General features: G+C 63.2%; 6 protein-coding genes. 4 read left to right on the forward strand and 2 right to left on the reverse strand.

From position 1 onward, the window contains the following. The first annotated feature begins 395 nt into the window (after window positions 1-395). Complete coding sequence (locus OU994_RS07600; protein WP_281610249.1) at window positions 396-3,461, forward strand: carboxypeptidase regulatory-like domain-containing protein; 3,066 nt, start codon at window positions 396-398, stop codon at window positions 3,459-3,461. Window positions 3,462-3,832: 371 nt separating this feature from the next. Further along, window positions 3,833-6,700, forward strand: coding sequence for a TonB-dependent receptor (locus OU994_RS07605; RefSeq protein WP_281610250.1), 2,868 nt, complete (start codon window positions 3,833-3,835; stop codon window positions 6,698-6,700). Between the two features lie 277 nt (window positions 6,701-6,977). Here the strand turns inward: OU994_RS07605 and OU994_RS07610 are convergent, their stop codons facing one another. After that, entirely contained in the window at window positions 6,978-7,703 is a 726-nt protein-coding gene (locus OU994_RS07610) for a 16S rRNA (uracil(1498)-N(3))-methyltransferase (RefSeq protein WP_281610251.1), read from the reverse strand. A gap of 210 nt (window positions 7,704-7,913) precedes the next feature. On the opposite strand from OU994_RS07610, the gene tkt reads away from it, so the two are divergent. Both tkt and gap read left to right on the forward strand, forming a co-directional pair. Then, window positions 7,914-9,911, forward strand: coding sequence for a transketolase (gene tkt, locus OU994_RS07615; RefSeq protein WP_281610252.1), 1,998 nt, complete (start codon window positions 7,914-7,916; stop codon window positions 9,909-9,911). Between the two features lie 89 nt (window positions 9,912-10,000). Beyond that, window positions 10,001-11,011: a type I glyceraldehyde-3-phosphate dehydrogenase gene (gene gap, locus OU994_RS07620; RefSeq protein WP_130185952.1), complete on the forward strand. Its 1,011-nt coding sequence runs from the start codon at window positions 10,001-10,003 to the stop codon at window positions 11,009-11,011. Window positions 11,012-11,154: 143 nt separating this feature from the next. On the opposite strand, the gene OU994_RS07625 is transcribed toward gap, so the two are convergent. Further along, entirely contained in the window at window positions 11,155-12,171 is a 1,017-nt protein-coding gene (locus tag OU994_RS07625) for an IS110 family transposase (RefSeq protein WP_281606659.1), read from the reverse strand. Window positions 12,172-12,395 lie beyond the last annotated feature (224 nt).

Genomic DNA, 12,395 nt, shown 5'->3' on the forward strand with positions numbered 1-12,395 from the left:
TAGCGGAATGGCAGTGTATGTGGCGTTTTCGCAACTTTGTTTCACCACAAGAATTGATACTTTTTTTGGCATGCCTCGTGGTTGCCCGAATTTTCTTTGGCTGAGCCACGGGTAGTAGCCCCTGTAAGTGCGCAGATTTTGCGCCCTTGCAGGGGCACGGATGCTAGTGACACGAGCGCTGCGACAGGCTCTTCGGCGCGTCAAGCAGCAAAAGTTGCAGCGTTGACAGCGCTGCTGAGCATATGGTTTGATGACCTTACGTCGACCAGTTAACAAAACTAGGCGGCAGACGACATTTACGCACAAATAGTCGGGACAAGTAGGCAGCTCAGGATCGCCTAGATAAAGGCAGCCGGGTGGCCTATTAACAGGTTATAAAATAACTAGGAAATCATATGATTCAAAAAACCATTCTGGTACGAGCTTTGTCCGCCGCGTTCAGTGCGGCGGCGTTGACGGTCGCGGTTGCGCCTGCCGCCTTTGCGCAGTCGAACGCGGCAGGTAACGTGTTCGGCCGTGTCGAGGCGCCCGCTGGTGCGACCGTGGTGCTGAACAACGTGGAGACCGGCTACCGCCGTTCCATCACGCTGGACAACAACGGCCGCTACAACGCGACCGCGATGCCGCCGGGCCGCTACAAGGTCGAGCTGGTGCGTGACGGCAAGGTCGAGAAGACGACCGAAGTCGAAGTGCTGGTTGGCCAGGGTACCGACGCTTCCTTCGTCGCCGCCGGCATCCAGGCCGTGCAGGTGACCGGCCGCCGCAGCCGTATCGACGTGTCGAACTCCAACAATGGCGCGACGTTCACCGCCAAGGAACTGGCCAAGCTGCCGATCGCCACCAACGTGGACGCGATCATCCAGCTGGCACCGAACACCACCCGTGCCGACTCGCGCTATGCCGCGGGCGCTTCGTTCGGTGGCGGCGGCGCTTCCGAAAACGCCTACTACATCAATGGTTTCCCGGTCACCAATCCGCTGACGCAGCTGGGCGGTTCCGAGCTGCCGTTCGGCGCGATCGCCCAGGCGCAAGTGCTGACCGGCGGCTTCGGTGCCGAATTCGGCCGTTCGGTCGGCGGCGTGCTGAACGTCACCACCAAGAGCGGTACCAACACGTGGGAAGCCGGCGCGAAGTGGGAATACGAGCCGAATCGCCTGCGCGCCGAAGCCAGGGACGTGTACTACCCGAATACCGGTGCCTATCCGAACGACGCCGAGCACCCGAATGGCACCGACAACACCATCTTCCGCCGCAATTCGAACAGCACGGTAACCGGCCGTACCTACAGCACCTATGTCGGCGGCCCGATCATCAAGGACACGCTGTTCATGTTCGCGGCCATCGAGCGCAAGGAAACCGACCGCGGCAACGTCAACCGCTACAACAGCACGCTGGGCATCCCGACCAGCCCGTCGCTGGCACGCACCGGCTGGGAAGACCGCCAGGACAGCTCAAACCGCTACCTCGCCAAGTTCGACTGGAACATCACGGACAATCACCGCCTCGAGCTGACCCTGCTCGGCGATGACAACAAGCAGGATCGCCAGCTGTACGGCTACGACTACAAGACCGGCCAGAAATCGTCCCAGCAGTCGTCGTCCGAGCACTACCGCAACAACTCGAACTACACCCCGGTCGGCGCCGACTCGCAGATCCTGCGTTACACGGGCAACATCACGGAAGACCTGACGATCACCGCCCTGTACGGCCAGAGCAAGACCAAGGTCGAGAACATATATGACGGCGACCTGAGCTCGCAGTACCAGATCACCGCGGCGGCCCGCGCCCAGTACCCGGGCCTGAACTATACGACCAGCCAGGTGCTCGCCGGCACGATCTTCCCGAACGATGCGAAGAACGATACGTCCTCCGGCCGCATGGACCTGGAATACAAGATCGGCAATCACCAGATCCGCGCCGGCTTCGACAACAACAAGCTGAAGTCGATCGCTGCGGGCGACGTGAACGCCGGTGGCGGCGTCTGGTTCTACGACTACAATCCGAACACCACCACGGCCGTCTCGCTGGGCGGTGTGCCGACCGTGCTGGGCAGCTATCCCGGCCTGGCGCGGGAGGGCTATTTCGTCAGCCGCCGCCTGTTCGACTCGTCGACCAACGCGTATTCCGACCAGACCGCGCAGTACATCGAAGACCGCTGGCAAGTTACGAAGGACGTGCTGGTCACGCTGGGCCTGCGTAACGAAGGCTTCAAGAACAAGAACGGCGATGGCGAGACCTTCCTGGAAGTGAAGAACTTCAAGTCGCCGCGCCTGGCCGCCACGTGGGACGTGAACGGTGACGCGTCGCTGAAAGTCTTCGGTTCGGCCGGCCGCTACGCGCTGCAGATCCCGACCCACCTGGCGGTGCGCGGCGCCAGCCGCTCGCTGAACACGCGTGAATACTTCAGCTACACCGGCACGGATGCCAACGGCAACCCGACCGGCCTGGTGGCCATGACCCCGGTAGTCTCGACCAACAACGAGTACGGCCAGGCCAAGGACGTCAACACGCTGACCTCGGTCGACATCAAGCCGACCTACCAGGATGAAATCACGCTGGGCCTGGAAAAAGTCCTGACCCCGTCGCTGAACGTGGGCGCCAAGGTCACCTACCGCAAGCTGAAGGAAACCATCGACGACTACTGCGACGACCGCGCCGTGGTGGCCTGGGCCGAGCGCAACAATGTCAGCCTCGACAACTTCCACGGCCTCGGCTGCGTGACGTTCAATCCGGGCAAGGACAACACGTTCCGCGTCGACTTCGAAGGCAACCAGCAGTACACGCTGGTCAACCTGAGCGCCGCCGAGCTGGGCTTCGAAAAGGCCAAGCGTACCTACTCCGCACTGGACCTGTTCGCCGAACACCCGCTGCGCAACGGCTGGTATGGCCGCGTGAACTACACCTGGTCGCGCAGCCGCGGCAACACCGAAGGCCAGACCCGTTCGGACAACGCGCAGACCGACGTGGCGGCAACGTCCACCTGGGATACGCAGGAGCTGATGTACGGCGCCTACGGCCCGCTGCCGAACGACCGCAAGCACCAGGTCAAGGCATTCGGCTACTACGAAGTCACGCCTGAGTGGAGCGTCGGCGGCAACTTCCTGGCAGCCTCCGGCCGCCCGCGCAGCTGCTTCGGCAACTACGGCAACCTGCCGGACGACGCGCCCGACTACGGTTCCGTGTACTTCTGGTGCGGCGACAGCGCAGCCCCGCGCGGCAGCCGCGGCAACCTGCCGTGGGATATCCGCCTGGATGCCAACGTAGCGTACCGTCCGGCCTTCATCCCTGGCCTGGCCGTGAAGGTCGACGTGTTCAACGTCACCAACAAGCAGGTCGCCCAGAACGTGGACGAAACGTACAACCTGACCGGTTCCACGATCAACGCGATCTACGAGCGCGTGATCAGCTACACGGCACCACGTTCGGCCCGCCTGACGATCGAGTACAACAAGCGCTTCTGATGAAACCAGGGCCGGCCTCGCCGGCCCCGCTCGACCGAACCCCGCCTTGCGCGGGGTTTTTTATTGTCTGCGCGCTCGACAATAGCCACGGCAGGGAAGGCGTGGGCGGGCATACCACTTTCAAGCCGTGGTACCCCCAGCAAGAGCGAAATACATGCATTTGTTGCACGTTTGCCGCATACCAATGTTTATAAATTGACACTTCATTTCCGCGCGTGGTTTCATGTCGGATTCGGAAATAAATAACAACAGCCACTGGTCTTCCGAGCGAATCGTTCCCGCGCATGGCGCGGGGGCGCGATCCATACAGCCTTGCCGAAAGCGTGATCCGAGATCGCGCCGCCGGCATCGCTGGCTCATAGAGGAAATCCATGATGGCAAACAAAACCGTTCTCGTACGGTCGCTGGCGCTGGCTTTCGGCGCCGTGGCCGCTCTTCCCGCACTCCCCGCACTGGCACAAAACACCGGCCCCGCTGCCGCTGAACAGCAGCCGATGCAGCGCGTCACGGTCACCGGCTCGCTGATCAGCCGGGCCGACAAGGAAACGCCCAGCCCGATCCAGGTGCTCACGGCAGCCGACATCGCCAGGTCGGGCCAGACGTCGATCGCCGAGGTGCTGAGCAACCTGTCGGCCAATGGCCAGGGCGCGCTGGGCTCGGGCTTCGCCGGCGCTTTCGCCGCCGGCGCCTCCGGCGTGTCGCTGCGCGGCCTGTCCGTCGGCCTGACGCTGGTGCTGGTCGATGGCCACCGCATGTCGCCGTACCCGCTGTCGGACGATTCGCAGCGCCAGTTCGTCGACGTATCGTCGATTCCGTTCGATGCCGTCGAGCGCATCGAGGTGCTGAAGGAGGGTGCCTCGGCGCTGTACGGGTCCGACGCTGTCGCGGGCGTGGTCAACATCATCCTGAAAAAGGAATTCAAGGGCTTCAGTGCCAGCGCCGAGGTCGGCAATTCGCAGCACGGCGGCGGCAAGATGCACAAGGTGACGGCCACCGGCGGCATCGGCGACCTGGATACGGATGGCTACAATGCCTACGTCAGCGCCGAGTACCGCCATGCCGATCCGATCAAGGTGCACCAGCGCGAACAATACGGCTGGGCCAGCGGCGACTGGACCACGCGCGGCGGCCTGTCCGTGCTGCGCGGCGTGCCCAACGAGAGCAACAGTTTCCTGACGGCCGCCAGCAGCCCGTTCCTGTACAACCCGGCCACCGGCGTCAACAATCCGGCCAGCTACCAGTTCCTGGACCCCACCTGCAACTTCGTCAAATACCGTGCCGGCCAGTGCATGGTGCGCGACGAAGTATCGAACCTGCAGCCCGAGTCGGACCGGATGAGCGTGCTGGCCGGCTTCACGAAGAAGCTGGGCGAGGACTGGACGCTGGCGCTGAAAGCGTCGATGTTCCGGCGCGAGAGCACCAACGGCCGCGGCCTGACGAATGCCGTGGCATTCACGCCCAGCAATACTTTCGGCGGCTATACCGCGCTGGTGCCCGGGCAGCCGCCGCGCATCGTCAACGGCGTGCCCGATACCCGGATTCCGGCGGGCGGCATCAACCAGCTGGGCGCGCCGGCCCGGCTGTACGGCCTGATTCCCGGCGCGGGCTCGGCGGCGCAGCAGAACAATGAATCGACCGCGACGCGCTTCGCGGCCGACCTGAACGGCAGCTGGGGCGGCTGGGACATCGGCGCCGCCGCCGGCTATTCGAAGGTGAAGACCGAGTCGGTCTACAGCGGCTTCGTGAACCGCGTGGCGCTGTACAACGCGCTGCGCCGCGCCACCAACCCGTACAACCCGCTGGGCGGCAATTCCGCGGCGGACAATGCGGCGATCGTGCCCACCTTCGGCGACAAGGCCGAGTCCGAGCTGACCTTCGCCGAGGCGCACGCGCAGCGCGAGCTGGCCCGCCTGCCGGGCGGCGGCCCGCTGACATTCGCGGCCGGCCTCAGCTGGTACAAGAAGGAACTGAACGCGCCGCCGCCGGACCTGCTGGCGCAGGGCGTGGTCGGCAACGGCGCCGCCTATGTATTCGGCGACGAAACCAACACGGCCGCCTTTGCCGAACTGAACGCGCTGCCGCTGCAGAACCTGGAGCTGAGCGCTTCGGCCCGCTATGACCACTACGATACGTACGGCAACTCGTTCACGCCGGGCGCGAAATTCAAGTGGAAGGCGCACCCGTCCCTGACGGTGCGCGGCACCTTCGCGCGCGGCTTCCGCGCCCCGAACGCGGCCGAATCGGGCATCTCGTCGTCCACCTTCTCGTTCAACGCGATCGACGATCCGATCCTGTGCGCGGACGGCGACCGCACCACGGCCGGCAACGTGCCATCCGCGTGCGGCTTCGTGCCCGCGTTCGTGCAGACGACGAATCCCGACCTGGAACCGGAAAAGTCGAAGTCGTTCACGCTGGGCCTGATCGTCGAGCCGGTGCGCAACCTGAGCGCCACGCTGGACTACTACAGCATCGAGGTGAAGAACCAGATCAACACGGAATCGGGCTTGCCCGACTTCGTGCCGGTGTACGCGCGCAATCCGGCGGTACCGATCGACATCGCCGACGGCAACGGCGGCCTGGTCACCGGCGTGCCGCCGGTCGGCACGATCGCCTATGCGCAGTCGTCGTACGTGAATTCCGGCGGCGTGAAGACCACGGGCGTGGAACTGGACCTGAGCTACCGCTGGAACGCCGGCGACATCGGCAACTTCCGCACTCAGCTGAGCCTTAACCACATGATCAGCTACAAGCTGGACCAGGTGGGCGTCGAATACGAACTGGCCGGCACGCATGGCCCGTCCGTGGTTTCCGGCAACACGGGCAATCCGAAGAACCGCGCCCAGCTGACCCTGGGCTACGAGAAGGGGCCGCTCACGCTGACCGGCACCTTCAACTGGACCGGTTCCTATAGCGGCCTGGACCCGTCGCTGGGCGTCAACGACTGCGCCGACATCGCCGGCAGCGTGGGCGGGCGCGCGTACTTCAACAACAACCCGAACGGCACGCCGCCGGAATACTGCAAGATCCGCTCGTTCATGTCGACCGACCTGAACGCCGTGTTCCGGCTGAACCGGAACCTGACGATCAAGGCCTCGATCCTGAACGCCTTCGACCGCCAGCCGCCGATCGACGTGGCCACCTACGGCAATGCCGGGCCGCAAACCGCGTACAACGCAACGCTGCACCAGGCCGGCGCGGTGGGCCGCTACTTCTCGCTCGGCGCCAGCTATACGTTCTGATAGCGTTACTTGGCATCGTGCGGGTTGGTGAACACATTCCACCCAACGGCAAATGCCGGGGTCAGAAGGGAGTGCTGGCCTGCAGGCCAGCACCGTTCCGCAGGCGCGAAGCATGCTTCGCGAAACCCCTGCTTCACCCCGTCGGGGCAGAGCAGGGGTTTCGAGGAGCATTGCTCCTAGCCTGCGTCGCGGTACCGGCATGCATGCCGGTACTCCCTCCTGACCCCAGTCTTTCGCCTCTGGGGTGTCTCATGCCCTTCGGCTCGCTCGGGAGCACTTACATCCCACCCCACAACCCGTTCAACATCGCCACTGCGGCCAGCGCCGCCGTTTCCGTGCGCAGCACCCGCGGTCCCATCGATACCATGGTCGCGCCGGCGCGCACTGCCGCATCCTCTTCCTCGTCCGTGAAGCCGCCCTCGGGCCCCACCAGCAGCGTGACCGGCTGGGGACCGGCCTGGCTCCCCCACTCGACGAGCGACGCCGTGGCGCGCGGCGACAGCAGCAGACGGGGCCCGGTAGCCGGCGTGCCGAGCCAGTCGCGGAAGTCCACCGGCCCGGCCAGGGCGGCCAGCCGGTTGCGCCCGCTCTGCTCGGCCGCGGCAACGATGACGCCCTGCCAGTGCTCGAGCTTTTTCTGTGCCCGCTCGGCCGACAGGCGCACCACGCAGCGCCGCGCGGCCAGCGGCTGCACGGCCGTGACGCCCAGTTCGACGGCTTTCTCGATGATCCAGTCCATTTTCGTGCCCTCGGGCAGCGCCTGGGCCAGCGTGACAGGGTAGGGCAGCTCGGCCTCGCGGCCATCGAACGCCTTGATCTCGGCCGTCGCGCGTTTCTTGCCGACCTCGACCAGCTCGGCTTCATATTGCCCGCCGGTGCCATTGAACAGGGTCAGCGCATCGCCCGGCGCCAGCCGCACGACGTGGATATGATGGGCGACTTCGGCCGGCAGGTCGAGCAACTGGCCGGTGGCGAGGGGGGCATCGATGTAGAAACGTGGCATCGTTATAAGAATAAGTCCAGAATGCACTGATTTTAAGCGCCGCCGCCGGCCTCTGGTAAAATAGCGGGCTACGCAGCCAAGGCGGTTTCAGCATGGTGGCAGTTCGGCAGTCCACCAGGTAGGGTACGTACCAGCGCTTTGATCAGCGCACTTACCAGCTCGAAACGGCTTGTAGCCCCCGGAATTCCAAACCTCCCGCACCAACTGATTATGAACGCTAAGCTTCCCCACACCCAGATGGCCAACGCGATCCGCGCGCTGGCGATGGACGCCGTCCAGAAAGCCAACTCCGGCCACCCAGGCATGCCGATGGGCATGGCCGAGATCGCCGTCGCGCTGTGGAGCGGGCACCACCGCCACAACCCGGCCAATCCGGACTGGGTCAACCGCGACCGCTTCCTGCTCTCCAACGGCCACGGCTCGATGCTGCACTACGCGCTGCTGCACCTGTCCGGCTACGACGTGTCGATGGACGACATCCGCGGTTTCCGCCAGCTGCACTCGAAGACGCCGGGCCACCCGGAAGTGGACATCACGCCGGGCGTGGAAACCACCACGGGTCCGCTGGGCCAGGGCCTGGCCAACGCGGTCGGCATGGCGCTGGCCGAGTGGCTGCTGGCGAACGAGTTCAACAAGCCGGGCCACGACGTGGTCGATCACTACACGTATGCGTTCGTCGGCGATGGCTGCCTGATGGAAGGCATCTCGCACGAAGTGTGCTCGCTGGCCGGCACGCTCGGCCTGCGCAAACTGATCGCGCTGTATGACGACAACGGCATCTCCATCGACGGCAAGGTCGAAGGCTGGTTCACCGACGATACGCCGAAGCGCTTCGAAGCCTACGGCTGGAACGTGATCCGCGACGTGGACGGCCACGACGTGACCGCCGTCGATGCCGCCATCGAACAGGCGAAAAAGTCCGACAAGCCGACGCTGATCTGCTGCAAGACCGTCATCGGCAAGGGTTCGCCGAACCTGCAGGGTGGCGACAAGGTGCACGGCGCCGCGCTGGGCGACAAGGAAATCGCCGCCGTCCGCGAATACATCAGCTGGGGCCACGAGCCGTTCGTCCTGCCGGAAGAAGTCACCACCGCCTGGAACTTCAAGGACAAGGGTGCTTCGTTCGAAACCGAATGGAACACGAAGTTCGACGCGTATGCCGCCGCATTCCCGGCTGAAGCTGCCGAGCTGAAGCGCCGCATGAACGGCGACCTGCCGGCCAACTTCGATGAAACGCTGAAGGCCGCCATCGCCGCCTGCGTCGAGAAGAAGGAAACCATCGCCACCCGCAAGGCTTCGCAGAACGCGATCCAGGCCCTGTCGGCGGTGCTGCCGGAATTCCTGGGCGGCTCGGCCGACCTGACCAGCTCGAACCTGACCAACTGGAAAGAGTCGACCAACATCCGTTCCGGCAAGCCGGGCAACCACGTCAACTACGGCGTGCGCGAATTCGGCATGAGCGCGATCATGAACGGCGTGGCCCTGCACGGCGGCTACATCCCGTTCGGCGCCACCTTCCTGACGTTCTCCGACTACAGCCGCAACGCGCTGCGCATGGCCGCGCTGATGAAGCAGCGTTCGATCTTCGTGTTCACGCACGACTCGATCGGCCTGGGCGAAGACGGCCCGACCCACCAGTCCGTCGAGCACGTGTCGTCGCTGCGCCTGATCCCGAACCTGGACAACTGGCGTCCTGCCGACACCGTCGAATCGATGGTCGCCTGGGGCGAAGCGGTCAAGCGCAAGAACGGCCCGAGCACGCTGATCTTCTCGCGCCAGAACCTGCCGTACCATGAGCGCACCGAGCAGGCCATCGCCGACATCGCCAAGGGCGGCTACATCCTGTCCGACGAAGCCGATGCGAAAGTCGTGCTGATCGCGACCGGTTCGGAAGTGGAACTGGCCGTCAACGCCGCCGCCGCGCTGAAGAGCGAAGGCATCCCGGCCCGCGTGGTGTCGATGCCGTCCACCGACGTGTTCGACCGCCAGGACGCGGCCTACAAGGCCAGCGTGCTGGGCAAGGGCATCCCGCGCGTGGCGGTGGAAGCCGGCGTGACCGACTTCTGGTACAAGTACGTGGGCCTGGAAGGCGCCGTCGTCGGTATCGACACCTTCGGCGAATCCGCCCCGGCCAGCGTGCTGTTCAAGCACTTCGGCTTCACGGTCGAGAACGTAGTGGCGAAAGCCAAAGCTGTAGTTAAAGCATAACCCTCGCTGCATAAAGAACCTCGCGCCCCACTCCTGTAGTGGGGTGTTGCATAATAAGAACCGTTTTTCTTTTATCAGGAGCATAGGTAATGACGATCAAGGTAGCAATCAACGGCTACGGCCGTATCGGCCGCAACGTACTGCGCGCTTTCTACGAAGGCGGCAAGAAGCAGGACATCCAGATCGTGGCCATCAACGACCTGGGCAATGCGCAATCGAACGCGCACCTGACCCGTTACGACACGGCCCATGGCAAGTTCAACGGCACCGTGGAAGTCGACGGCGATTTCATGATCGTCAACGGCGACAAGATCCGCGTGTTCGCGCAGCGCAATCCTGCTGAAATTCCATGGGGCGAGCTGGGCGTGGACGTCGTGCTGGAATGCACCGGCTTCTTCACCACCAAGGAAAAGGCTTCGGCCCACCTGAAGGGCGGCGCCAAGAAAGTCATCATCTCGGCACCGGGCGGCAAGGATGTCGACGCGACGATCGTCTTCGGCGTCAACGAAGGCGTGCTGAAAGCGTCGGACACCGTGATCTCGAACGCTTCGTGCACCACCAACTGCCTGGCCCCGCTGGTCAAGCCGCTGAACGATGCGATCGGCGTGGAAACCGGCCTGATGACCACCGTGCACTCGTACACCAACGACCAGGTGCTGACCGACGTGATGCACGAAGACCTGCGCCGCGCCCGTTCCGCCACCCAGTCGATGATCCCGACCAAGACCGGCGCCGCCGCCGCGGTCGGCCTGGTGCTGCCGGAACTGAACGGCAAGCTGGACGGCTTCGCCATCCGCGTGCCGACCATCAACGTGTCGCTGGTCGACCTGTCGTTCATCGCCAAGCGCGACACCACCGTCGATGAAGTCAACCAGATCATGAAGTCGGCCGCCGAAGGCGCGCTGGCAGGCGTGCTGACGTACCAGACCGAACCGCTGGTCTCGGTGGACTTCAACCACAACCCGGCATCGTCGAACTTCGACGCCACGCTGACGAAAGTCTCCGGCCGCCTGGTCAAGGTCTCGTCGTGGTACGACAACGAGTGGGGCTTCTCGAACCGCATGCTGGACACCACCGTCGCGCTGTTCAACGCGAAGTAATCGCTCCCGCGGTACCCGCAAAAAAGGCGCCTCCGGCGCCTTTTTTGTTGCCCGAACCGGGGGCGGACCATAACGCAACTCACGCAAAGGTTCATTGACGATACCGCTAGCTATTGCATTCACCCAAGACCCAACTGCTGGGGTCAGATACCGTCTTGTTTTGCAAGGCCCGAATTCAAAAAATTCGGGTCGAATGGCTTGCCAGAGCAAACCACGCCGTAAATCAGATGAACCAGCTTGCGCATGACGGCGCCGGTGACGGCCTTGGGAGCCATGCCATTGGCGCTCAGGCGCTCGGCAAAGGTCTTCAGCAAGGTGTTGTACCGCTTGGCGACCATGCCAGGCATGTACAGTGCACTACGCAGATCATTGTTGCCGATCTTGCTCATGCTTGTCCGACCGCGCACTGATGTTCCAGAGCTTTTTTGCTTTGGACTGACTCCAATAAATGCCGCAAGTGCCTTGGCCGATCCGAAGCGCCTAATGTCACCAATGTGGCCCAGGACCTTAGCTATCGTAGTGCTGCCAATGCCCGGAATACTGCGCATCAGATCGGCGTCATGTTTCAGGCCAGGATGCCTGTCGATGTGATCGTCGATCTCCTTTTCCAGCTCGGTGATCTTTTGATCGAGCCATTTTACGTGCTCATCGACGTTTTTCACCAAGTCGCCCTGACCGGCAAAATCATGAGCTTCCATCCGGTTCTTTTCCTGTTGCCTGATGTCCTTGAGCGCAAGCAGCCGATCGCTCAAACCCTTGAGTTCACGCTGTTCCTTTGGAGGTGGCACCCAAACTGGCGGCCTCTTCGCAGCACAGAATCGGGCGATCAGCCCGGCGTCAATTTGATCGTTTTTGTTGCGGATGTTTTCGGACTGCCCAAAACCTTTGATGCAGCCTGGATTGATGACGCTCACCATGATGCCCGCATCGTGCAACCACAGAGCAAGCGGCTCGCTATAGACACCGGTCGCTTCCAGACACACGTGAGCGCTGTCTGGAGAGACCTTCTGCTTGACCAACCATTGAACCAGTTCCTGGTAACCCTCCGGCGTATTGCTGAGCGTCTTCGATTTCGCTTTGCCACTGACCAGCAGAACAATATCGAGCTTCTTCTTACTCACATCAACGCCAACTACCGGGGTTACTGCCATTTCCATCATTTCCTCTCTCGTATGCGGGCTTAGCGTAAGAACGCCGTCCCAAGATACCGTACGGACTTCAATGAAAAAACAGGCAAGGCCACCTATCTGACCCACAGGCTCGAAGCCTTAATCCCGAGCGGTGTGACCTTGCCTGGCCGGAACTGCAGCGGAAGTATCCACTGAATTGCCGGTACGCTCAAGATACGAGACCCGATGGGTCTGACCCCGGAATTTGCCCCTGG

It is taken from the genome of Pseudoduganella sp. SL102 (assembly GCF_027856995.1).
GTDB classification, from domain to species: Bacteria; Pseudomonadota; Gammaproteobacteria; order Burkholderiales; family Burkholderiaceae_D; genus Rugamonas; species Rugamonas albidiflava.

Bases quoted from the DNA above. Each gene is read 5' to 3' on its own strand.
- tkt (WP_281610252.1), top strand. From the start codon at position 7,914: ATGAACGCTAAGCTTCCCCACACCCAGATGGCCAACGCGATCCGCGCG.
- OU994_RS07625 (WP_281606659.1), bottom strand. From the start codon at position 12,171: ATGATGGAAATGGCAGTAACCCCGGTAGTTGGCGTTGATGTGAGTAAG.
- OU994_RS07610 (WP_281610251.1), bottom strand. From the start codon at position 7,703: ATGCCACGTTTCTACATCGATGCCCCCCTCGCCACCGGCCAGTTGCTC.
- gap (WP_130185952.1), top strand. From the start codon at position 10,001: ATGACGATCAAGGTAGCAATCAACGGCTACGGCCGTATCGGCCGCAAC.
- OU994_RS07600 (WP_281610249.1), top strand. From the start codon at position 396: ATGATTCAAAAAACCATTCTGGTACGAGCTTTGTCCGCCGCGTTCAGT.
- OU994_RS07605 (WP_281610250.1), top strand. From the start codon at position 3,833: ATGATGGCAAACAAAACCGTTCTCGTACGGTCGCTGGCGCTGGCTTTC.